General features: G+C 52.3%; 18 protein-coding genes and 2 pseudogenes. 12 read left to right on the top strand and 8 right to left on the bottom strand.

Going from position 1 to position 22,486, the window contains the following annotated elements:
* Positions 1 to 370: 370 nt before the first annotated feature.
* Entirely contained in the window at positions 371 to 1,843 is a 1,473-nt protein-coding gene (locus NNO02_RS17725; RefSeq protein ID WP_271455389.1) for an apiosidase-like domain-containing protein, read from the top strand.
* Positions 1,844 to 1,892: 49 nt separating this feature from the next.
* Here NNO02_RS17725 and NNO02_RS17720 read toward each other — a convergent pair whose 3' ends face one another.
* Positions 1,893 to 2,843: a sugar-binding transcriptional regulator gene (locus NNO02_RS17720; RefSeq protein WP_048214728.1), complete on the bottom strand. Its 951-nt coding sequence runs from the start codon at positions 2,841 to 2,843 to the stop codon at positions 1,893 to 1,895.
* A 316-nt stretch (positions 2,844 to 3,159) separates the two neighbouring features.
* Here NNO02_RS17720 and NNO02_RS17715 point away from each other — a divergent pair, with 316 nt between their 5' ends.
* From NNO02_RS17715 to NNO02_RS17700, 4 genes are read left to right on the top strand one after another with little or no spacing between them, the layout of a single operon-like run.
* Positions 3,160 to 3,990 carry a transketolase gene (locus NNO02_RS17715; protein WP_032942640.1) on the top strand — a complete coding sequence of 277 codons (831 nt, stop codon included), beginning with the start codon at positions 3,160 to 3,162 and terminating at the stop codon, positions 3,988 to 3,990.
* Positions 3,983 to 4,939 carry a transketolase family protein gene (locus NNO02_RS17710; protein ID WP_271455388.1) on the top strand — a complete coding sequence of 319 codons (957 nt, stop codon included), beginning with the start codon at positions 3,983 to 3,985 and terminating at the stop codon, positions 4,937 to 4,939. The genes NNO02_RS17715 and NNO02_RS17710 overlap by 8 nt, the downstream gene beginning before the upstream one ends.
* 26 nt (positions 4,940 to 4,965) lie before the next feature.
* Complete coding sequence (locus tag NNO02_RS17705) at positions 4,966 to 6,384, top strand: L-fucose/L-arabinose isomerase family protein (protein ID WP_271455387.1); 1,419 nt, start codon at positions 4,966 to 4,968, stop codon at positions 6,382 to 6,384.
* Between the two features lie 32 nt (positions 6,385 to 6,416).
* Positions 6,417 to 7,925: an FGGY family carbohydrate kinase gene (locus NNO02_RS17700; protein WP_271455386.1), complete on the top strand. Its 1,509-nt coding sequence runs from the start codon at positions 6,417 to 6,419 to the stop codon at positions 7,923 to 7,925.
* 51 nt (positions 7,926 to 7,976) lie between these two features.
* Here NNO02_RS17700 and NNO02_RS17695 read toward each other — a convergent pair.
* A pseudogene (locus NNO02_RS17695) lies at positions 7,977 to 8,690 on the bottom strand (alpha/beta hydrolase); the annotation flags it as partial.
* A gap of 294 nt (positions 8,691 to 8,984) precedes the next feature.
* Positions 8,985 to 9,674 (bottom strand): annotated as a pseudogene (locus NNO02_RS17690) (GNAT family N-acetyltransferase); the annotation flags it as partial.
* 144 nt (positions 9,675 to 9,818) lie between these two features.
* Between NNO02_RS17690 and NNO02_RS17685 the strand changes: the two are divergent.
* Positions 9,819 to 10,937, top strand: coding sequence for a YbdK family carboxylate-amine ligase (locus tag NNO02_RS17685; protein WP_271455385.1), 1,119 nt, complete (start codon positions 9,819 to 9,821; stop codon positions 10,935 to 10,937).
* 66 nt (positions 10,938 to 11,003) lie between these two features.
* Positions 11,004 to 11,252 carry a DUF1158 family protein gene (locus NNO02_RS17680; protein ID WP_005122002.1) on the top strand — a complete coding sequence of 83 codons (249 nt, stop codon included), beginning with the start codon at positions 11,004 to 11,006 and terminating at the stop codon, positions 11,250 to 11,252.
* Positions 11,253 to 11,274: 22 nt separating this feature from the next.
* Here the strand turns inward: NNO02_RS17680 and NNO02_RS17675 are convergent, their stop codons facing one another.
* Together NNO02_RS17675 and NNO02_RS17670 are read right to left on the bottom strand one after the other, a co-directional pair.
* Complete coding sequence (locus NNO02_RS17675; protein ID WP_005122005.1) at positions 11,275 to 11,616, bottom strand: RamA family antibiotic efflux transcriptional regulator; 342 nt, start codon at positions 11,614 to 11,616, stop codon at positions 11,275 to 11,277.
* Positions 11,617 to 11,633: 17 nt separating this feature from the next.
* Entirely contained in the window at positions 11,634 to 12,746 is a 1,113-nt protein-coding gene (locus NNO02_RS17670; protein ID WP_271455384.1) for an MBL fold metallo-hydrolase, read from the bottom strand.
* Between the two features lie 190 nt (positions 12,747 to 12,936).
* Between NNO02_RS17670 and NNO02_RS17665 the strand changes: the two genes are divergently transcribed.
* The 4 genes from NNO02_RS17665 to NNO02_RS17650 all read left to right on the top strand — a co-directional run bounded on the left by NNO02_RS17665 (position 12,937) and on the right by NNO02_RS17650 (position 15,968).
* Entirely contained in the window at positions 12,937 to 13,518 is a 582-nt protein-coding gene (locus NNO02_RS17665) for a TetR/AcrR family transcriptional regulator (protein WP_271450152.1), read from the top strand.
* Complete coding sequence (locus NNO02_RS17660; protein ID WP_271455383.1) at positions 13,518 to 13,886, top strand: MmcQ/YjbR family DNA-binding protein; 369 nt, start codon at positions 13,518 to 13,520, stop codon at positions 13,884 to 13,886. Before NNO02_RS17665 ends, NNO02_RS17660 begins: the two co-directional genes overlap by 1 nt.
* A gap of 119 nt (positions 13,887 to 14,005) precedes the next feature.
* The gene (gene nfsB, locus NNO02_RS17655; RefSeq protein WP_137384552.1) at positions 14,006 to 14,659 is read left to right on the top strand and encodes an oxygen-insensitive NAD(P)H nitroreductase; all 654 of its coding nucleotides are present in this window, start codon (positions 14,006 to 14,008) and stop codon (positions 14,657 to 14,659) included.
* Positions 14,660 to 14,723: 64 nt separating this feature from the next.
* Complete coding sequence (locus tag NNO02_RS17650; RefSeq protein ID WP_202039199.1) at positions 14,724 to 15,968, top strand: mechanosensitive ion channel family protein; 1,245 nt, start codon at positions 14,724 to 14,726, stop codon at positions 15,966 to 15,968.
* A gap of 54 nt (positions 15,969 to 16,022) precedes the next feature.
* On the opposite strand, the gene pheP is transcribed toward NNO02_RS17650, so the two are convergent.
* From pheP to NNO02_RS17635, 3 genes are all read right to left on the bottom strand, one after another.
* On the bottom strand, positions 16,023 to 17,417 hold the full coding sequence (gene pheP / locus NNO02_RS17645) for a phenylalanine transporter (RefSeq protein ID WP_137384554.1): 1,395 nt from the start codon (positions 17,415 to 17,417) through the stop codon (positions 16,023 to 16,025).
* Positions 17,418 to 17,542: 125 nt separating this feature from the next.
* A complete protein-coding gene (locus tag NNO02_RS17640; RefSeq protein ID WP_271441912.1) occupies positions 17,543 to 19,741 on the bottom strand; it encodes a TonB-dependent receptor in 2,199 nt (732 codons plus the stop codon).
* A 59-nt stretch (positions 19,742 to 19,800) separates the two neighbouring features.
* Positions 19,801 to 20,883 (bottom strand): YncE family protein, encoded by a 1,083-nt coding sequence (locus NNO02_RS17635; RefSeq protein WP_271455382.1) that lies wholly within the window; start codon positions 20,881 to 20,883, stop codon positions 19,801 to 19,803.
* A 301-nt stretch (positions 20,884 to 21,184) separates the two neighbouring features.
* Here NNO02_RS17635 and NNO02_RS17630 point away from each other — a divergent pair, with 301 nt between their 5' ends.
* Positions 21,185 to 22,360: a DnaJ family molecular chaperone gene (locus NNO02_RS17630; RefSeq protein ID WP_271455381.1), complete on the top strand. Its 1,176-nt coding sequence runs from the start codon at positions 21,185 to 21,187 to the stop codon at positions 22,358 to 22,360.
* Positions 22,361 to 22,486 lie beyond the last annotated feature (126 nt).

Genomic DNA, 22,486 nt, shown 5'->3' with positions numbered 1-22,486 from the left:
GAATTACTATTCACATAAAGGTTAAACCCACGAATTTAGCGCTGGCAAGTGGTTAGTCGTGACATTGTTACCAGTATCACAATTAACCTCATTCTTTTGCTCCTAACCGCGCCGTCATCTAGTGGCGAAATTTCATCTTATTAATAAACAAGACGTTTATGCTGGCTGGCCGTTTCTCCCGTCATTCAGATAACGCTTACTCTTTTCAGCCTCACAGTAAAAATCTCACAGTAATCAGCAGAAATGGCGGCGTTTTTGTGATCGTCTGCTCATTTATTCGCCTTAACAGTGGAATGTTAACGGTAACCTCACTTACCCTCATCGTGAATATAAAATCACAATGGAATATATATTCCAAAGGAGAGGTGCTATGAGCGAACAAAGTATTGCCCTGTGGGGGCGGTTTGAGTATCAGGTCACGGACGTTGACGATCCTCGCCATTTTACCGACACCGAGCTATCAGCCACCTTTACCTGCGGTGAAGAATCCCGCACGGTTTGGGGCTTTTACAACGGTAACGGTCAGTTCATACTGCGCTTTATGCCGGATATCCCCGGCGTCTGGCACTATCACATCAGCTCAAATATTCCTTCGCAGTCCCCTGTCGAAGGAACGTTTACCTGCGTCCCTGAAACACAGTTAACCGGCCCGGTACAGCGTGATGGCGACGGGCACTTCCGCTATGCCAATGGCAATGCGTTTTATCCTTTTGGTACCACGGCCTACGTCTGGAACTATCAACCGGACGATATACAGCAACAAACGCTGGCATCGCTGGCGGCGAGTCCGTTCAATAAAATTCGCATGTGCGTATTTCCTAAACACTATCGCTACAATCTGCAGGAACCGATGCGCTTCCCCTTTCCGGGTACCCTCGACCAAGGATTTGATTTTACCCGCTTCGATACCACCTTTTTTGCCCAGTTGGAGAGTCAAATACAAAAGCTGGATGAACTGAATATTGAGGTGGATTTGATCCTCTTTCATCCGTACGACCGCTGGGGATTTTCCGCCATGTCGCAGGAGACCGATCGCCGCTATCTCCGCTACGTGGTGGCACGCCTCGCATCGTTTAAAAATATTTGGTGGTCGCTGGCCAATGAGTTCGACCTGCTGAAAGAAAAACCGATGTCATTCTGGGATGCCGCCATAGCGCAAATCAAACGAGAGGATCCCTCTTCGCACATGATCTCCATTCATAACTGGCACAACCCGCCGATCCACTACCGCTCAAATGCGCACTGGTACGATCATCACAATCCCGCGCTCACCCACGCCAGCATCCAGCATCACGATATGCACTTTGTCCCGGAATGGCGGCAGACATTTGCCAAACCCATTGTCATTGACGAATGCTGCTATGAAGGCAATGTCGATCTCGGTTGGGGCAATATCACCGGAGAAAAAATGACTGCATTGTTCTGGCATGGCGTAATACTCGGTGGCTATGTCACTCACGGCGAAACATACCTGAATGAAGATGAGATCATTTGGTGGTCACATGGCGGCACGCTCAAAGGAGCAAGCATCCCGCGCATCGCTTTTTTGCGCAACATCCTTGAGGAAGGGCAGGCCAAACGCCTGGCGCCGCTCCCGTGGGGCAGCCACTGGGATACGTCGATGGGGATAAGCTGCGAGGGCAACTGGGGACTGTTCTATTTTGGCGAACATTGCCCTGCCTACAAGATGATGACTATGTTGCCGGAGAATACGGCGTGGAAGGTCGATATCATTGATACCTGGGCCATGACGATCACGCCGGTTGCGGGGGTTATTCAACACGGTGACAAGCTGGATCTACCGGCTAAGCCATGGATTGCTCTACGCTTAACAAAACTCTGATGACTACAGCCAGCCTCAGGGGCTGGCGATAACTTGACTCGCCGCGGCGTCACCCTTTAACCAGATTGCGCGCTGTCGGGTAGTCGGTGATCAGTACGTCGATATAATTCCCCTGCAGCGCTCCACGGATCGCATTCTGTTTTTCTACCCCGCCCGCCAACGCTATCACATGGTTGCAGTCGCGGATCTGCGCCAGCTCCATGCCGATAACCGGGTCTTCCTCATGGCTGAGTACCGGATTGCCTGCCGCGTCGTAATAATGCAGACAGATATCCCCGACCGCGCCGCGTTCGGCCAGCAGTCGCAGCATCTCTTCGTTGTAATAGTTTCCAGAATTTTTCAGCAATTGAGAAGGTTCCAGCTCCCCGATGCCGACAATCGCCACATCCACTTCAGCAAATTTTTCGACGACCGCCGCCACGTCCGGGCTGTTAACCAGCCGAGAACGTTCTTCCACCGAATGCTCAATACTTTGCGAAGGCAACAGCCAGGCCGGGCAGCCGAGGTGTGCCGCCAGCTGTTGCGTCAGAATCGTGGCCTGCACGTTGCCGTTTGGCCCCACGCCGCCCAGTAATTGGATCACGCCTGCCGCCCGAATATTTTGCGGGTGCATTTCATCAACCATGCAGCGAATGGTGCTACTCCAGGAGGAAATACCGACCAGGTCTTCGGCACGCAGACGAGTTTCAACGTAATGTGCCGCCGCACTGCCAATGGCATGCTTAATTTGCGTACTGCTGGGGTTGTCGCCAACATCCACGACTATCGCCTGGCGAAGACCAAACCGCTCTTCAATGGCTTTTTCCAGCTCGACAAAGATATTGGTCGGCTGTACGACGGTGATTTTCACCAGCCCTTCTTTCTGACAACGCGTCAAGGCACGGGAGACAAAGGACTGCGACAAATGCAGCAGCGTGGCGATTTCAGACTGTTTTTTATTTTCGGCGTAGTAAAGTGTAGCTATCTTAACCAGCAACCGCTGTTCATCCTGCTTTGACATAGCATTCCCCCTGGTAAACTGCCTGTTATTTTTATTCATACCTGAATAGATAACAAGTCATCTGCGCCTTTCCGGTTATCGCGTTAGTGTGATCCTTTTCTCTTTTCGCCAAAAATTGCTGCTACAAGGCGTAGACAAACCCTCAGACAAGGCATATCTTTAATCATGAATAATAAATCAGTAGTGAATATTTATTCTAACCGATAACGACCAACTGTTTTAGCTGCATATTACGCAGTGGATAGCGAGACAGTTGCACTACTGCACCCACATGGAATATTTATTCACTAAGGATTAAACATTCAAGAGGTGTCTTATGAATCCGTTTTCGCTCTCAATACCAGAGCTAGTCAAGAAAGCACGTGCGGTACGTCGTCGCATTATCGTGTTGAATGCAGAAAGCCCGGCGGGGGGACATACCGGCGCTGACCTGTCGCAGGTCGAACTGCTGACAGCACTCTATTTTCGCATCCTGAATTGCTCACCAGAGCTTATAGCAAGCGATGAGCGCGACATCTACATCCAGTCGAAAGGTCATGCAGTGGGCGGTTACTACTGCGTGCTGGCTGAGGCTGGTTTTATTCCCGTGGACTGGCTGGCGACCTATCAGCACGCCGATTCACACCTGCCGGGCCATCCGGTGAAACACAAAACGCCAGGGATCGAACTGAATACCGGAGCGCTCGGTCACGGTCTGCCGGTCGCCGTGGGCATTGCGCTGGCAGCTAAACGTAACAACAGCAAGCGCCGGGTGTTTGTCGTTACCGGTGATGGTGAACTGGCAGAAGGAAGCAACTGGGAAGCCGCACTGGTCGCCGCCCACTACAAGCTGGATAACCTGATTATCATCAACGACAAAAATAACCTCCAACTTGCCGGCGCAACCAAAGAGATCATGAACACAGATCCACTGGATGAGAAATGGCGTGCCTTCGGTATGCAGGTCACAGAGTGCCGCGGTAATGATATGAGTGATGTGGTGCGCACGCTGGAAGGGTTAACCCCGGAAGGTAAACCGCACGTCGTCATTGCCCACACCACCAAAGGGGCCGGGATCTCCTTTATTCAAGGCCGCCCGGAATGGCACCACCGCGTGCCAAAAGGGGAAGAAGTTGAACTGGCGCTGGAGGAACTGAAAGATGCGTAATAGTGAACACCTCGCCACCGTGATGGTGAATACCTTAATTGCCGCAGTCGAGCGCGGAATGGACGTTGTACCCGTCGTTGCTGACTCCACGTCTACGGCGAAAATCGCCCCGTTTATGAAGGAATTTCCCGGTCGTCTGGTCAACGTGGGTATCGCCGAACAGACGCTGGTTGGCGCCGCCGCCGGCCTGGCGCTGGGGGGCAAAATCGCCGTCACCTGTAATGCCGCTCCGTTCCTTATTTCGCGGGCCAATGAGCAAATCAAAGTCGACATTTGCTACAACAACACCAACGTGAAGCTGATCGGCCTGAACGCGGGCGCCAGCTACGGCCCCCTTGCCAGCACGCATCACAGTATTGATGACATTTCCGTTTTGCGCGGTTTTGGCAATATTGAAATTTACGCCCCGTCCTGCCCAGTGGAATGCCGGCAGATTATCGACTATGCCTTAAGCCACGTCGGCCCGGTTTATGTTCGCCTCGACGGAAAAGCCTTACCGGAACTGCACGACGAAAATTACCAGTTCACCCCGGGTAATATCGATATTCTGCGGAAAGGAAAAGATGTCGCGCTGGTCGCGATGGGCTCAACCGTCCATGAAATTGTCGAGGCTGCCACAGTGCTGGAACAGGCAGGTATTGATGCTAGCGTAATCAGTGTACCGTCAATTCGTCCCTGCAATACCCAACAGCTTTTGGCAGCAATAACCCACTGCAAGGCCGTGGTCAGTGTGGAAGAGCATAACATTAATGGCGGCGTGGGAAGCCTGGTGGCGGAAGTACTGGCAGAAGCTGGCTGTGCCATTCCGCTGCGCCGACTCGGCATTGGCGATGGTCAATATGCCATTGCGGCCGATCGCGCGGCAACGCGTGCCCGCCACGAAATTGACGCCGCTGGCGTCGTGAAAAACGCCGCCGCGCTGTTGCAGCGCCACACGATAAAACAATAACAACAGAACACTTATTGGAGAAAGCGATGTCACGAATTCCTCAACAGCTGACCATGGCGGTGATTATTGGCAATCGGGGATTTTTCCCAAGCTATCTGGTTGCTGAAGCCCGCGAACAAGCCAGCGCGCTCTTTGCGCGACTGGGCATTAAAACCATTATGCTCGACGATACGCAAACGGAACTCGGCGGGGTAGAAACCCGCCAGGATGCGAAAGTGTGCGCCGAACTTTTCCGCGCTCACCGCGACGACATTCACGGCGTGGTAGTGCTGTTGCCGAACTTTGGCGATGAAAAAGCAATAGCCGAAACGCTGCGCCTGTCTGGCCTGAATGTCCCGGTACTGGTTCAGGCGCAGGAAGATAACCTTGATAAAATGGGGCTTGCCACTCGCCGTGACAGCTTCTGCGGAAAAATCTCCCTGTGCAATAACCTGCGTCAGTACGGCATTCCATTTACACTCACCACCCAGCATGTCTGCGATCTGGCCGGTGAGGTTTTTGCTCAGGATCTGAAACGTTTCGAACAGATTTGCCGTGTTGTCAGCAGCATGCGTGGCGTACGCGTCGGCGCTATCGGTGCTCGTCCGGCTGGATTCAATACCGTTCGCTACAGCGAAAAATTACTCGAAAGACTGGGTATCGCCGTTGAAACGCTCGATCTGTCTGAAGTCTTTACCCGCATCAAATGTCTGCGCGATGACGATATCCGCGTGGATGAAAAACGTCGTCTGCTGCTGGATAACGCCGATGCCAGCACCATTCCCGCCGACAAACTCGTCACAATGGCAAAACTGTTTGTCGTCATCAGCGAATGGGTCATCGCTAACGATATAGATACCACAGCGATCCAGTGCTGGACTTCGCTGCAGGAAAATTTAGGTATCAACGTATGCTCAATTATGAGCGTGATGTCCGGGCAGTTAATGCCCAGCGCCTGCGAAGTGGATGTGATGGGCGCGCTGTCAATGTACGCCCTCGCCAGCAGCAACTTAAGCCCGGCTTCTATTGCCGACTGGAATAACAATTTCGGCGACGAGCGTGATAAATGTGTGCTTTTTCACTGCGGTAACTTTGCATCAGCCAGTCTGGAAAACCCCAAAATGGGCACAGCGGATATCATCGGTACCACCGTTGGGAAAGAGAACACCTGCGGTGCAGTACATGGACGCATGAAAAGCGGCACGCTGACCTATTTCCGCCTGAGCACCGACGATTTAACCGGTGAAATCAAAGCGTACGTCGGTGAAGGCCAATCGGTAGACGACCCGCTGGATACGGTTGGCTGTCGTGCAGTAATCCAGGTGCCGCATCTGGAGAATTTACTGGCGTGGATCTGTCGTAACGGTTTTGAGCATCACGTGGCAATGAACCATTCCGCCAGCGCCGAGGTGCTGCATGAAGCCTTCACCCGCTATCTCGGGGTGGATACGTTGTTCCATCGCTAATACTCAGGGAAACAGAGAGGCTGGAGAAAACGATGTCAGCAACGAAAGACATTATTATTGCGCTTGATGAAGGCACCACCAATGCCAAAGCCGTTGCGCTGGACGGTCGGGGAAATGTGGTCGCGAAGTTCTCCCGCGCGCTGGCGATCCACACGCCTCGCGAAGGCTGGGTTGAACAGTCCGGCGACGCGCTGCTGGAGGCCTCTCTGGCTGTAATGGCGCAAGCAGTTGCCGCCGTAGGTACGCAGCGGGTGGCGGCGCTGGCGATCAGTAATCAGCGAGAAACGGCAATCGGCTGGTATCGCGCAAGCGGGCGTCCGCTCGGCCCCGCCATTACCTGGCAATGCTCGCGCACGGCTGACTTTTGCCAGGCGTTGCGCGAGCAAGGTCATGAGGCGAAAATAAAATCCACCACCGGATTGCCCGTCGCCCCGCTCTTTTCCGCCTCTAAAATGCGCTGGCTTCTGGAGTCCGTCCCCAACGGCATGGCGCTCGCACAGCAAGGCGAAATTTGCCTCGGCACTATCGATAGCTGGTTACTGTGGAATCTTACCGGCGGTGCGGCGTTTCGTTGTGACGCCTCCAACGCTTCGCGCACGCAGTTGCTCAATCTACATAGCGGCCAATGGGATAGCGAGATGCTGGCGCTGTTTGGTATCCCGCAACAGGCGCTGCCAGAAGTTTGCCCTTCCAGTCATCATTTTGGCGTGACGAAAGCTCTGGCGACCATCCCCGATGGGATCCCCATTCTGGCGATGATTGGCGATTCTCATGCCGCGCTCTTTGCCCACGGGCTAGGTGCTGAAGGTTGTGTTAAAGCGACCTATGGCACCGGCTCATCGGTGATGGCTCCGGTATCTTCAACGCAGTCTGCGGTGAATGCGCTGGCAACAACTATTGCCTGGCATGATGGCGATATCCGGGTCTATGGTCTGGAAGGCAATATTCCCCATACCGGCGATGCTGTGGCCTGGATGGCCGACAGTACCGGCTTAAGCGAACTGCCGGAGGAGCAACTGTTACATGAGCTCAATACTCTGCCCGCCACGGTCGATTCGACGCTGGGCGTCTATTTTGTTCCGGCACTTACCGGGCTGGGCGCGCCCTGGTGGGATGAAAGCGCCCGGGGGTTAATTCATGGCCTCAGCCGCGGCGTGAAACGCGCGCATCTGGTGCGCGCCGCGCTGGAGTCTATTACCTATCAAATTGCCGATGTCGTACAAGCGATGCACCAGCACAGCGGTTTCAGCCTCAACGCGCTGATGGTTGATGGCGGGCCGACAAAAAATGATTGGCTGATGCAGTACCAGTCCGATCTGCTGGGTTGCCCGGTGATGCGCAGCGACATTCCCGAGCTTTCAGCCATTGGCGCCGGACTGCTGGCACGCAAGGCGCTGCTCGGTACAGAAACCGCTCAGCTACGCCATTTTTTGCCCGACCACATATCATTTCAGCCAAACGCAGAGCGTCACGGTCGATTGCAAAAACGCTGGCACGAGTGGCAAAGCGCCGTTGAGCGTACGCGCTGGCAAACACCTTAGCGAGTCAGCAATCATGATAAATTCGCCCGCAGTCACGACTGAGTGTGGGCGCTAATCGCGAACAAAGTCACCAATCGCCAGATAGGTGGCTTTTGCTTCCTGCAGAACTTTGTCCTCCAGCATCAGATAAGCATGCGTCATCCCAGGAAAGTGAACATGCTGTACGGGTATCCTCTCAGCTTGCAGTCTGGCGACAAAAGCAAAATTCTCATCCCGTAAAGGATCCAACCCACCACTGACTACCAGAGTGGGTGGAAAATCCTGGCTCAACGGCAGGTAAAGCGGAGACGTCTGTTTACGATCTTCTCCATTGCGGAAATATTGCTGAAAATACCAGCGTATTTTGCTTTCATCCAGTAGCTTTCCTGCGCCGTTCTCCTGCACCGACGGCCAGTTCAGCGTGTAGTCCAGGCTCGGATAAATCAGCACCAGGCGATGAATAAATCCTGGCTGCTCGCGGGAAAAGTAGGCCGCCAGCGTCGCGCTAAATGCGCCGCCACCGCTGTCGCCGATAAGCGTGAGCTGGCGGCTGTAAGGAATATGCTGACTTTCGAGCAGCGACCAGACGTTTTCTATTACGGCTTTTGCATCGGAAAAACCAGCCGGATACGGGTTTTCTGGCGCACGTCGATAATCAACCGACACAACGATATTTCCTGTCGCCATCGCCAGATGACGGGTAACCGGATCATACACGTCCACCGAACCGCTCAGATGCCCACCGCCATGGATAAACACCACCACCTTCGGCTCTCCGGTCAGTGCCGGGCGATAAATCCGTACCGGGATGCGACGCTCTCCGGTGTCCACTTCAGTATTGATAATTGCCGCCATCGGTTCTGAGGTGGACACATTTGCTTTTGTCAGTGCTGCTAACCCTGCTCTTGAGCTGAGCGTGTCGTAGCAAAGGTTGGGATTGCGAGGTTGTGCTGCGAGTAAATCAGCCAGAAGCGCGGGCGGTGTTTGCGTCAGCGAGCCGTGTTCCTGTTGCCAGCGCTGTTGATAACCTTGCTGTTGCATCTGCACAGTCTCAGCGTTGGCTGTCTCACAGGAAAAGCACTCTGCCATCGACTGGCGTTGCCGTCCGTTTTCATCAAAGTTGTCGACAGCCAGCCAACGCTGCAAAACAGCGTCACACTGTGGCCACTCATCGTCAATCATTGATAGCCAGTCGCTGTCGCGGTTGCGCCCCTTACGCACCATTTTCTGGCGAAAGCGCCCTTCATGGATAAACCCTAAACGCTCCGCCGCACGGCGGGATGCGACGTTCAGGGAATCGCATTTCCACTCCACGCGGCGATAGCCCAGCGCAAACGCCTGGCGCAGCAACAGCCAGACGGTTTCTGTACCCAGTACCGTATTCTTCATTCGTGGCGACCAGGTCACATGACCAATCTCGACCGAGCCATTTACAAGGTCAATCGCCATAAATGAGACTAACCCCACGGCGCACCCGGATTGTAGATCAATCACCGCATAGGGAACCAAAGAAGCATCCGTTGATTTGCCCGTGACCCAGCGCACGGCCTCCTCTACGCTCGCAGGACGCGTGCTGGCAAGCCAGGTCCAGTCACGTTCGTCAGGTGCCTGTGCGTAGGCGTCAAACAGATCGGCGGCATGGCGGTCAGCATTCAGGGGCTCCAGACGGCAATATTGTCCAATAAGCACACTCCGTGGCAGCGCGGTTGCGCCATTCCAGTCCGGCAGGGCATCACCCACCGTCTGCCCATACAGATTTATCTCTGGCACTGTTCAACCCCTGTTATGCAAGCAAAAACCAAGTTATAGCACCCGCCATTTCACCTTCAAAGCACTGGTCAGGGATTTTTCACGCAGAACAGAAAAGCAGCAGCCCTTCTATACTGATTAAAAATCAACGCTCAGGGGAACACTATGTCACTTCCCGATTTTCATGTTTCTGACCCCTTTACGTTAGGTATTGAACTGGAAATGCAGGTAATCAATCCTCCGGGTTACGATCTGAGTCAGGACTCGTCCAGGTTGATTGACGCCGTGAAGTCAGAACTCACTGTCGGCGAGGTGAAGCACGATATCACCGAAAGTATGCTGGAAATGGCGACCGGGGTGTGTCGCGATGTTGACCAGGCGGCCGCGCAGTTTTCCACCATGCAGCACCTTGTTTTGCACGCAGCCCAAACGCTTCACCTCGAAATCTGCGGCGGTGGTACGCACCCGTTTCAAACATGGCAGCGTCAGGAAGTGTGTGATAACGAACGCTATCGGCGGAACCTGGAGAACTTCGGTTACCTTATTCAGCAGGCGACGGTTTTCGGTCAGCATGTCCATATCGGCTGCGCCAACGGTGACGATGCGATTTACCTGCTGCACGGCCTGTCGCGGTTTGTCCCCCACTTTATTGCGCTCTCTGCAGCCTCACCCTATATGCAGGCCGCCGATACACGATTTGCCTGTGCACGGCTGAACATTTTCTCCGGATTTCCTGATAATGGCCCGATGCCGTGGGTGAGCAACTGGCAGGAATTTACCGGGCTCTTTCGCCGACTGGCGTACACCAGCATGATTGACAGCATTAAAGATTTGCACTGGGACATCCGCCCCAGTCCGCATTTTGGCACGGTAGAGGTGCGGGTGATGGACACCCCGCTGACCCTTGAGCACGCACTTAACATAGCTGGGCTTATTCAGGCTACCGCCCACTGGTTACTCACCGAACGGCCATTCAGGCATCAGGAAAATGATTATCTTTTGTACAAGTTCAACCGTTTTCAGGCCTGTCGTTTTGGTATGGAAGGAATACTCACCGACGTGAATACCGGGGATCGCCATCGCCTGGCGGATGACACGCTACGCTTACTGGACACTGTCGCAGCGTCGGCTGAAAAAGTGGGAGCTGTCAGTGCCATAAACACCTTACATCAGCAGGTAAGAAAGGGGCACAATGAGGTCCGGCACATGCGTGATTTTGTGGCAAACGGTGGCTCGCTGAGTGGACTGGTGAAAAAACACTGTGAGATCTGGGCAGGACATTAAGCGCGACGTTTGCGTTAACCAACGATATCCCCGACAATGGCTTTTTAACTCAAGTTTAACAATGTCATGAAACACCCGCTTGAATCACTGATGACCGCCGCCGGGATACTGCTGTTGGCTCTGCTTTCCTGCCTGCTGCTGCCCGCCCCTTCACTTGGCCTGGTGTTGGCGCAAAAGTTAGTCACAACCTTCCATTTAATGGATCTTAACCAGTTTTATACTTTGTTGTTTTGTTTGTGGTTCTTGCTTCTCGGGGTAATTGAGTATTTTGTACTACGCTTCATCTGGCGGCGTTGGTTCTCGCTGGCAGAATAGACCCGCGAGAACTCGTATACCGTTAATGTGTGCGGCTGTGATTTTCTTTACGATATGCCCCAGGCGGCTGGCTAAACGTACGGGTAAAAATACGCGTGAAAGTCTGCTGCGAATCGAAACCATACTTCAGGCAGATATCGTAAACTTTTTGGTCGGTATCGCGCAGATCGCGTGCCGCTAATAATAGCTTACGTTCACGGATATAACGCCCGAGGCTCTCGCCTTTGTACTGCAGAAAAAGGCGTTGCAGATGCCATTTTGAATACCCCGCATGGCGCGCAATATCATCAATGCGCAAAGGTTGATTCAAATTATCATCAATCCATTCAACAATCGTATCAATTACCTGAGCAGAAATCGTCATCATGCTCTCCCCTCTGTTCATTGCGTTGCCTGCTGCCACCAGGCCGTAAACTGTTGGTCCGGTTCGGACAGTGCTACCGGCTCACCCAGCATCGGCGTCAGCAATCGGTAATGTTGGCGGCGACTGGCAAGTGCCAGTCTTTTGTAGGGATCATCCCAGGTGTGTTTTGCCAGAACGAAGCGACCCGCATGTCCGGGTAATACCGCTTTCGCGTGGAGATCGGCTGCGGCCTGGGCGGTCTCTTCCGGCATCATGTGAATGAACTTCCAGTCCTGGTCATACTGGCCATTTTCCATGATTGCCAAATCGACCTTGCCAAACTGCTCGCCAATCGCTTTAAAATGCGGCCCGTAGCCGGAGTCGCCGCTGTAGTAAACGTTCTGTTCCGGCGTTTCAAACATGAAACTGGCCCACAGCGTTTGGTTACGTTTAATCCCCCGGCCAGAAAAATGGCGGGCAGGCAGGACATGGACGATCAGTGAATCCGTCACTTTGACGGATTGATTCCAGTCGCGTTCCTCAATGATCTCGCTGTTCATTCCCCAGTAACGCAGGTGCGATCCCACGCCAAGTGGCGTAATCACGCGCTTAATCTTCGGCATCAGGGCCTTGATGGTGGCGAGATCCAGATGGTCGTAGTGATCATGCGAGATAATAAGAAGATCGATCTCCGGCATCGTCTGCGCGGTCCACGGATACTCGCCGGCAAAGGCTTTATTCAGGAATGAAAACGGTGCGGCATAATTGCTCAACACCGGATCAATAAGAATACGCTGGCCCGCCAACTGCAAATACCACGAGGAATGCCCCAGCCAGACAAGGGTATCCTGCTGTGGCGATAAACTGGCGAGATCGGTCGCAACCAGGGGTAATGGCTGCGCCGGTCGCGCGTTTTCTCGCTTCGCGACCAGAAACTCCCACCAGGCCGCCAACATACCTTTGTTGCCGGTATAGCCCGGGGTCGGCACCTGATTATGAAACTGTCCATCACGATAATGTGGCGACTGTTCAACCTGACTCAGTTGTGCTCCTTGCGGCGCCTGACCAAATCCGGCATTGAATACAAACGGTAAACTTGCTGCTGCGGCAATGAGCATAATAACAACCACACAAACTGTGAGACGCTTCATATCCTGACCTTAAACGCGCTCCCTTTCCGCTGGGTTGCGCGACTGACCCTTGATTATGAGTGAGTAAGCACTCATTATAGAAATCGAAAGTTTGTCGTCAAGATGATTTTCAATCTTTGACATTCGCCGTTGCGGTGCTGCAAAGGCCGTGATTCAATCCTATTTTTTACAGACTTAGGGGTAAAGTGTAGTGGCTCGTCCGAAGAGTGAAGACAAAAAACAGGCATTACTGGAAGCTGCAACCACAGCATTTGCACAATCAGGTATTGCGGCCTCTACCGCCGTTATTGCCCGAAATGCAGGTGTCGCAGAGGGAACGTTGTTTCGCTATTTCGCAACAAAAGATGATCTGATCAACGAGCTTTACCTCCATTTAAAGCAAGATCTCTGCCAGTCAATGATGGCAAATCTGGATCGCTCAGTAACCGATGCCAAAACCATGACCCACTACATCTGGAACAGCTACATCAGTTGGGGTCTGAACCATACTTGTGGACATCGCACTATCCGCCAACTGGCCGTCAGCGAGAAAATCAGCAAAGAAACCGAACAGCAGGCTGACGATATGTTCCCGGAACTGCGCGATTTATGTCATCGTTCCGTTCGCCCTGAATTTATGTCTGACGAATATCGTGCCTTCGGTGATGGGCTTTTTCTTTCACTTGCAGAGACAACCATGGAATTTGCCGCCCGCGATCCTGCCCGCGCGAATGAATATATTTCGATGGGGTTTGAGGCCATGTGGCGCGCACTGACCCGCGAGGAAAAATAATGGACGGCCAAACGCTGCATACATGTGCTAAACGTATTGCACTCGAACTCCCTTTTACTGAGCAATGCTGGCCGTTCGGCCCGGAATACGATGTCTTCAAAGTCGGCGGTAAGATTTTTATGATTGTCTCAGAGCAGCGCGGTCGTCCGTTGGTGAATTTGAAATCAGACCCACAAAAATCACTGCTGAATCAGCAGATTTACCGCAGTATCGAACCGGGCTATCACATGAATAAAAAGCACTGGATATCCGTTTACCCCGGCGATGATATTAGCGAGTCATTACTGACTGACCTGGTGAACGACTCATGGCATCGGGTGGTAGACGGCCTGCCTAAGCGGGATCAAAAACGCCTACGGCCTGGCTGATTTATCGTTAGCGTCGATAAGTGTTTTTGCATTTTTCGGTCTTATCATTTTCCCGCTAACCCTGTACCCTGCTGAAACAAAACGCACCCGCAGGGTACGAAAAACCACCAGGAGTAGTTATGGATATTGTTTCTGTCGCCTTAAAACGTTACTCCACTAAGGCATTTGATCCGAATAAAAAACTGACCGCTGAGCAAGCAGAAAAATTAAAAACACTGCTGCAGTTTAGTCCGTCCAGTACCAACTCTCAGCCGTGGCACTTTATCGTTGCCAGCACTGACGAAGGAAAAGCGCGCGTGGCTAAATCCGCAGCCGGCGGCTTTGTGTTCAACGAACGTAAAATGCTGGATGCTTCCCACGTCGTGGTGTTCTGCGCCAAAACGGCGATGGACGATGCGTGGCTGGAACGCGTGGTGGATCAAGAAGAGCGCGATGGACGCTTTGCTACCCCGGAAGCCAAAGCTGCAAACCACAAAGGTCGTACATTCTTTGCCGACCTGCACCGCAAGGAACTGAAAGACGACAACCACTGGATGGCGAAACAGGTGTACCTGAACGTCGGTAACTTCCTGCTGGGTGTGGCGGCGATGGGTCTGGATGCCGTACCGATTGAAGGCTTTGATGCGGCCATCATGGATGCAGAATTTGGTCTGAAAGAAAAAGGTTACACCAGCGTTGTTGTGGTCCCGGTGGGTCATCACAGCGTAGAAGACTTCAACGCTGCCCTGCCAAAATCACGTCTGCCGCAAGAAACGACGCTGACAGAAGTCTGATCCCCACATTTGCATAAGCTCCACACAGCGGTCATCATAGACCGCTGTTTATTAAGGAGACATTATGCAGGAATTGATATCTCAGGTTGAAGAACTCGGCATTGAAATAAATCACACCACCTCGCTGGTGATGATTTTTGGCATTATTTTTATCACCGCCATTATTGTTCACGTTATTTTGCACTGGGTGGTATTACGCGCATTTGAAAAGCGCGCCAACGCCAGCTCCCGCCTGTGGCTACAAATCATCACGCAGAACAAGTTATTTCACCGACTGGCATTCACACTGCAAGGTATCATTGTCAATATACAGGCAGCCCTCTGGCTACAGAAAGGCAGTGAAGCCGCAGAAATACTAGTCACCTGCGCGCAGCTGTGGATCATGATGTACGCCCTGCTGTCTTTATTCTCCCTGCTGGACGTGATTCTCAATCTGTCGCAAAAACTCCCTGCCGCATCACAACTGCCGTTGAAAGGAATATTTCAGGGCATCAAGTTAATTGGCGCAATTATCGTCGGGATCCTGATGATATCTCTGCTGATTGGCCAGTCCCCGGCAATACTGATCAGCGGTCTGGGTGCGATGGCCGCCGTCTTAATGTTGGTATTTAAAGATCCGATCCTCGGCCTGGTCGCCGGTATTCAGCTTTCAGCCAACGATATGCTCAAGCTGGGCGACTGGCTGGAAATGCCGAAATACGGTGCCGATGGCGCGGTTATTGATATTGGCTTAACCACGGTAAAAGTACGCAACTGGGATAACACCATCACCACTATCCCCACCTGGTCGCTGGTATCAGACTCGTTTAAAAACTGGAGCGGGATGTCGGCTTCCGGTGGTCGACGCATTAAACGTAGCATCAGCATCGATGCCACCAGCATTCATTTTCTCGATGAAGATGAACGCCAGCGATTGCATAAAGCGCATCTGCTGAAACCCTATTTAACCACGCGTCACCAGGAAATCAGTGAGTGGAACCAGCAATTAGATGCGCCTGAGTCCGTTTTGAATCATCGCCAGATGACCAATATCGGTACCTTCCGCGCTTATCTGAACGAATATTTACGCCACCACCCGCGCATTCGCAAAGATATGACATTAATGGTGCGCCAGCTTGCACCCGATGACCACGGTTTACCGATTGAAATTTATGCGTTTACCAATACGGTGGTGTGGCTGGAATATGAAAGTATTCAGGCTGATATCTTCGACCATATTTTTGCCGTCGTCGAAGAGTTTGGCTTACGCATTCATCAATCCCCTACCGGAAATGATATTCGTGCACTGGCAGGTGTCTTTCAGCGTTAATCGGTAGCATGAAGAAAGAACCGATCTCATCACCAGGATGAGATCGGTTAGATATTAGCGAGACTTGCGACGCAGCAGTTTGAATGCCACGAACAGGAACAGGATCCACACCGGCAGCAGGATAGCGGACAGGCGCATATCATCCATAGTGCACATCAGCACCAGAATCATGCCGAGGAAGGCGATGCACACGTAGTTACCCGCCGGATACAGCAACGCTTTAAACTGAGTATCACGCCCCTTACGACGCATTGCTGCCCGGAAACGCAGGTGCGCCAGACAGATCATAATCCAGTTCAATAGCAGCGTCGCAACCACCAGAGCCATCAACAGGCTGAAGGCTTTTTGCGGCAACACATAGTTGATCAGCACCACCAGCGACGTAATCGCGCCGGACAGAATCAATGAATTCACCGGTACGCCACGACGGCTGACCCGGGTTAAGAATTTCGGTGCATTTCCCTGTACCGACAAGCCAAACAGCATACGGCTGTTCGAATAAACACCGCTGTTGTAGACCGACAGCGAAGCCACCAGAATGACAAAATTCAGCGCAGATGCCACCACGTTACTGTCAAGATTATGGAAAATCATCACGAACGGGCTGCTATTCGATTTTACTTCCACCCACGGATACAGCGCTAACAGCACCACCAGTGAACCGATGTAAAACAGCAAAATACGATACACCACCTGGTTTACCGCTTTCGGAATGCTTTTTTGCGGGTCCTGCGCTTCGGCAGCGGTAATCCCGATCAGTTCCAGACCACCAAACGAGAACATGATCACCGCCAACGACAGGATCAGTCCGTTCCAGCCAGTCGCGAAAAAGCCGTTATAACGCCAGAGGTTATCGATGCTTGCATGTTCGCCACCGTTGCCGGAAAACAGCATCCAGATACCAAAGCCAATCATGCCGATAATCGCCAGGACTTTGATCAGCGCAAACCAAAATTCCGTTTCGCCATACAGACGCACGTTGACCAGGTTGACCGCATTGATAATCACGAAGAAAGCCGCGGCCCAAATCCAGGTTGGGACATCAGGCAGCCAGTACTGCATATAAATTCCGGCAGCGGTGAGTTCTGCCATGCCAACCAGCACAAACATCACCCAGTAGTTCCAGCCAGACAAGAAACCGGCGAACGGCCCCCAGTATTTATAGGCAAAGTGGGCAAACGATCCTGAAACGGGCTCTTCAACCACCATTTCGCCCAACTGACGCATAATCAGAAACGCGATGATCCCGGCAACACCGTAACCGAGTAATACAGCAGGTCCCGCCATCTGAATAGCCGGGCCGATTCCCAGAAACAAGCCTGTACCAATTGCGCCGCCCAGCGCAATTAACTGAATATGGCGGTTTTGCAACCCCCGCTGAAGCGTCGGTTCATTCGTCGACGCGGCATCGGACACGCTGGTGTCAGATGCAGTTGACGCGTTTTTCACGCCCTACCCCTGTGTGGTTTTTATTGAAGGGGCTTCTTTTAACATTTCAACCTGGTTGTCGCAAGGCGCAATCGTTTGGATACGCCGGGCATCCTTGCCCAACGCACCGAGGCCCAGGAAAAAAATCAGAAGTCGTAACTGACGGAAACCTTCAGCGTGCGTGGCTCACCCTGGAACAGATAAGTCCCGGTATCATCAATACCTGACCAGTAATTTTCGTTGGTGACGTTATCGACCCCTGCACGCAAAATCATCTGGTTCTGGTTTTGATTGAGTGACATACGGTAACGCACACCTAAATCCAGTGTGGTAAAACTGTCGAGTTTCTTGGTATTTGCCGCATTGGCATACTGAGCGCCAGAATGGTTCAGCCGTGCCGTCGCGGTGAGTCCTTCAACCGGTTTAATATCATATTCAGCCCCCAGCACCGCATAGAAGTCCGGTACGCCGATTGCCGTGTTACCGTCGTTGACGCCGTTTTGATTTTTACTGAGCGTCGCATCCAGCCACGTTGCACTGGCGTTCAGCCGCAGTCCTAACACCGGCTCACCAAAAACATTCAGCTCCACGCCACGGTTACGCTGCTCACCGTTGATTGCGTAATACCGGGTCTGGCTATCCAGTTGCGCGACCGGCATTTTAATTTCAAACAGCGCCAGTGAGCCGCCGACACGCCCAAAGTCTGTTTTGACCCCAACCTCATTCTGTTTTGCATGGATGATTCCGGTGCTTTGACCGTAGTTCACCGCACTACTTGGCGCGGTGCTGCCTGGCTGTAGTGATTCGGTATGGTTCGCGTAAAAAGAGAGTTCCTGCCACGGCTTATATACAACACCGTACGTCGGCATCCAGCGGCTGTCATCAAAACTGTTCTTAACGTTTTCAGCGCCAGTTTCTTTGTTGTAATCACGTACCACGACCTTTTGATGACGTGCGCCGACAGTAAACAGAAGCTGATCATCAAGTACGCCCAACGTATCGCTGAGTAACCACCCCTGACTACGCGTACGTCCACTGGTTAGCGGATCGCTGTAGTTACCTCCCGTCGCCGTCACCGCGGGTTTTGCTACATCTTGCGTATCGTAGATATTGACGTCCGGACGTGCGGCACGTGACCCCATGCGCCAGGCGATTTTGTCTTCTTTAGTGACGGCGGAATAACCTACGTTCACCTTATGCGAAACAAAGCCCGTATCAAAATTCCCGCGCAGCCCTGCCATCCCACTGAACGCATCAATAATACGATTGGTATCAAGGCGTCCGGCTTTCGCGTCACCGGCCTGGTTGTATATTTCCGGGGCACTGTACAAGCCAATCTCATGCGCGTGCTGCGCACCCAGACCGGCATAAGCGGTCCAGTTATCAGTCAGATCATATTCAGTGCGCGCCATTCCGAACTCATTTTCAATATCGCTATAGCCCCATCTCTGGCTATAGTTGTGCGTATTTTTCGGCAAATCGGGGACAAATGGCACATAGTAGACATTGATTCCCATGTTGCCGCCGTGAAACGTCTTTTTTTGATACCCGACGTCTAATGAACTGCGGAAACGGTCGCCACGGTAATCCAGCCCCAGCGATGCCAGCGTAGTACGACGTTTATCGTCGTCTACCGCCCCCTCCCCTTCACGATGCAACAGATTCACACGGGCGCCGACCTGGTTATTGTCACCAAAACGGCGTCCGGCATCGAGCGACGTTCCCACCTGTGAGTCACTGGTGTAATCCATACCAAGACGTGTGATCGGCGTATCGTCTGCATGCTTGGGTTCAAGATTAATCATCCCGCCAACGCCGCTACCGGCCGCGCCATTGAGCAATCCATTCGCACCTTTAAAGATTTCAACGCGATCGATCATCTGTGTATCCACCACCTGACGCGGCAGCACACCGGATAATCCACCAAAAGTCATATCATCGCCGTCAAGTTTCAGACCACGAATACGGTATGTCTCCGCGTAGTTACCGTAGCCTTGTACCGCCTGCACGCTCGCGTCATTGGCGACAACATCGGCTACGGTCTTAGCTTGCTGATCTTCGACCAGTTTTGAGGTGTAGCTTATAACGTTAAATGGCACATCCATGGCATTTTGCTGACCAAGCATCCCGAGCCTACCGCCATTGGCAACCTGACCGTCGAGAAAAGCAGGCAGTAACGTATCACCACCGGGTTTAAAATCACGTCCCTCTGCAGCCTGTACCACAATGGTCTCTTCCGCTTCTGTCGGGGTCTCAGCAGCATTCACCGTACCGGAAAGCGCGCCAATAGTAGCGGCCAGCACCGTTTTTCTCATTAAGTGTGCGTATGTTTTAGTGTTGTCCATAGCCATGCCATTAAAAGTCTGACGACGTTGCCGGAGAACGCCCCGGCAACATGTTGTTATTATTTATTCAGTTCGATACGCACCACGTTATCTGGCGCGGAGGTGGAGTGGTCTTTATTGAATTTCTGTTTCACCGTGACAAACAGGGTTTGGCCATCAGCAGAGAGCAACAGGCTGTTTGGATTGGGGAGGAGATCCCAACTTTTCTTCACGCTGTAATCCGTTGCATTCAGGCTAAGCAATTTTCCGGAATCACGCTGGGTAATATAGATTTCATTGCGTTTTGCATTGAATTTCACCGCCAGCGAATCCCCGATATCCAGCTGTTTAAGCAGCTTGCCCGTATGAATATCCAACACCAATGTCGTTTTCGCTTTGGAATTGTCGGTGACAAACAGGCGACCGGTTTGCGGGTCCTCCGCCATATTCAGCAGCAATGCGGGTTTCTCGCCCAGCGGCTGCCAGCGTTTTTCAATGCGCTGGGTACGCGGGTTGATAACGAGGATTTCGCCGCCGCCGTTTGCCGCATAAATACGCTGCGTCATTTCTGAGTAATGCAGTCCGGTCATCCATTTACCGGTATTTTTAATCCGGGTTTTCAGTTTCAGTGTTTCGGCATCGACCACCCAAATCACCGCCGGATCGGCAACGGCGCCAATATAGAGCAGACCGTTATGCAGCAGTACCTGGCGCGCGCCATATGGGAATCCTTGCGGATTACGTTCCGGGAACAGGATACGGTTTTTGACTTTGCCGTCAGCGGTATTCAGCGCGCTTAGACCACCATCCAGAGAGTTTGTGACATACACTGTTTTACCGTCTGGCGAGATAGCCATACCAAAGTTTTTCAGATCGGTGTGGCTCAGACCGAGGGTCTTCAGCGTTTGCGGATCCAGCTTGTAAACTACCCCACCCTGAACATCTTTGAACCCTTCCGCACTGGCGACGTACAGCGCATCACCCGCTGGACTCAGCGCCATTTCATACAAGCCGTCAGCCAGTGCGCGCTGCTGAATATCCGTTGCTGCCGGGGCGATTGTTTTTTCCTGTGCCGCCGGGTTACTGGCTGGCGTGGCGTTAGCTGTGCAGCCGCTTAATGCAACGGCAGCCAACAATGCCAGAGCGGATGTTGTTTTTTTCATTGTCGGGATCCTTACCAGAGTTCACGCAGATTGTTAATAACAAAAAGAGAATGAGAACTATACGCATTATCTTTATCAGATCAAGAATAATTAGCCGGTGAATAAAAAAGATGAAACGAGGGTTTAAAGACGCGGAGAAGTGCGCGGTAGTACCGCTTTTTCATAATTACAGTGAATTATTCTGGACGAAAAGGCATCGCAGGCCACAGAATGCACTTTACTGTTTTTCCAACATTTTCAAACGGGTGAACCTGCCGTGGTTCAGTCACTCGTTTTTGAACCACGCCAGGCAACGACTGTCATGAATAAGATCATTAAACGACTTGAGATCGTCAAAAGCGCCATCGAACTGGAAGATGAAGAGATTATTTTCCAGCAGCTGGCGCATCTGAAAAATGAACCTTTGCCAGTCATTCCCGGCGTCATTGTGCAGGCGATTGAAGAACGGCGTTTCGGCGATGCCCTGCGTGAAATTACACACTGGTTACAATCCCAGCGCGCAGTATCAACGTGGCAGGACCCCGGCATTGCCGCCAGTAAGCTCGAACTGAAAGCGCTTGAAACCCAACTGCGTGATCTGATTGATAAGCGCAATACGCGTATTCAAATCCTCGATGATTTCAATGACCTGTACCATCTTCGCCTCGGACCGTTGATGAGCCGAATTCTCGAACTGCGTAAGCAGCTGGCTGCCAGTGCGCAACGGAAGCAGGAAGCAGAACGAAAACGTCGGGAAAAAGATTATCAGTCCTGTCAGCACTATATTTCACAGGCCGTTGATCAACTGGCAAAACTCAAGCAGCACTGGGTAAATCTGAGTTCGGACTCCCGCGAATCCGTGGAAACTCGCCAGCGCATTCAGCAACAGACTGAGCTTATCACCGCCCTGCTGGCGGAAATTCGTGAACTGGAAAACGACTTTTCTCGCCAGGACGACAGCGCGACCCGTCAGGCACAGGAGGAAGCCAGCCATGAATATGATGAATATCAGGAACAACAGCAGGATGCTCAGCACCGTTACACCCGCGACCAGCGGCTTTCAACGGATGAACGTAATGAATTAAAACGCCTGTGGCGCCAGGCCAGTCGTCTTTGCCACCCGGATGTGGTAGCGGATGACCTGAAAGAGAAAGCCCATCAGATGATGGTGCAGCTTAATCAGGCACGACAAAATGCCGATCTGGCCGCGGTTAGGGCATTGCTGACCCAGTTACAAACCGGGCTCGAACCGATGATGGCAAGTGACCGATTAAACGATCTGCAGCATTTACGTAGCAAGATTCAGCAGCTCAGGGAGCAAATTAATGCACTGCTCAAAGAGATTAGCGACCTGGAAGCGGAAAACGCCTGGCGTCTTGCCACTTCAGTAACAGACAAAGAAGCCTACTTCTCCGATCAGCAACGGGCACTGACAGAAATACGCAATACGCTGGAAATGCAGGTACAACAAGTGGAGCAAGAGCTATTGGCTGGCTGAGAACATGAGCGTACAAAAAGCAGACAAAAAAGCGTCTGCAAGACTGATTTTTAGATTAAGCACGAAAAGCTTACTTCAGATTAAACATCTGAAAACTAATAAACAAAAAGAATATAAATCTAAATT

Origin of the sequence: Citrobacter sp. Awk 2 (assembly GCF_028069815.1) — a bacterium.
In the GTDB taxonomy this organism is placed as follows: Bacteria; Pseudomonadota; Gammaproteobacteria; order Enterobacterales; family Enterobacteriaceae; genus Citrobacter.
Note: the sequence above shows the minus strand (reverse complement) of the source record. Positions and strands in the feature narration are given on the sequence as shown.

What these genes read in the sequence shown, in the direction of transcription:
- NNO02_RS17725 (WP_271455389.1), top strand. Translation starts at nt 371, where the DNA reads ATGAGCGAACAAAGTATTGCCCTGTGGGGGCGGTTTGAGTATCAGGTC.
- NNO02_RS17670 (WP_271455384.1), bottom strand. Translation starts at nt 12,746, where the DNA reads ATGAAGCGTCTCACAGTTTGTGTGGTTGTTATTATGCTCATTGCCGCA.
- NNO02_RS17715 (WP_032942640.1), top strand. Translation starts at nt 3,160, where the DNA reads ATGAATCCGTTTTCGCTCTCAATACCAGAGCTAGTCAAGAAAGCACGT.
- NNO02_RS17660 (WP_271455383.1), top strand. Translation starts at nt 13,518, where the DNA reads ATGGACGGCCAAACGCTGCATACATGTGCTAAACGTATTGCACTCGAA.
- NNO02_RS17630 (WP_271455381.1), top strand. Translation starts at nt 21,185, where the DNA reads ATGAATAAGATCATTAAACGACTTGAGATCGTCAAAAGCGCCATCGAA.
- NNO02_RS17650 (WP_202039199.1), top strand. Translation starts at nt 14,724, where the DNA reads ATGCAGGAATTGATATCTCAGGTTGAAGAACTCGGCATTGAAATAAAT.
- nfsB (WP_137384552.1), top strand. Translation starts at nt 14,006, where the DNA reads ATGGATATTGTTTCTGTCGCCTTAAAACGTTACTCCACTAAGGCATTT.
- NNO02_RS17685 (WP_271455385.1), top strand. Translation starts at nt 9,819, where the DNA reads ATGTCACTTCCCGATTTTCATGTTTCTGACCCCTTTACGTTAGGTATT.
- NNO02_RS17675 (WP_005122005.1), bottom strand. Translation starts at nt 11,616, where the DNA reads ATGACGATTTCTGCTCAGGTAATTGATACGATTGTTGAATGGATTGAT.
- NNO02_RS17700 (WP_271455386.1), top strand. Translation starts at nt 6,417, where the DNA reads ATGTCAGCAACGAAAGACATTATTATTGCGCTTGATGAAGGCACCACC.
- NNO02_RS17720 (WP_048214728.1), bottom strand. Translation starts at nt 2,843, where the DNA reads ATGTCAAAGCAGGATGAACAGCGGTTGCTGGTTAAGATAGCTACACTT.
- NNO02_RS17705 (WP_271455387.1), top strand. Translation starts at nt 4,966, where the DNA reads ATGTCACGAATTCCTCAACAGCTGACCATGGCGGTGATTATTGGCAAT.
- NNO02_RS17710 (WP_271455388.1), top strand. Translation starts at nt 3,983, where the DNA reads ATGCGTAATAGTGAACACCTCGCCACCGTGATGGTGAATACCTTAATT.
- NNO02_RS17680 (WP_005122002.1), top strand. Translation starts at nt 11,004, where the DNA reads ATGAAACACCCGCTTGAATCACTGATGACCGCCGCCGGGATACTGCTG.
- NNO02_RS17635 (WP_271455382.1), bottom strand. Translation starts at nt 20,883, where the DNA reads ATGAAAAAAACAACATCCGCTCTGGCATTGTTGGCTGCCGTTGCATTA.
- NNO02_RS17640 (WP_271441912.1), bottom strand. Translation starts at nt 19,741, where the DNA reads ATGGACAACACTAAAACATACGCACACTTAATGAGAAAAACGGTGCTG.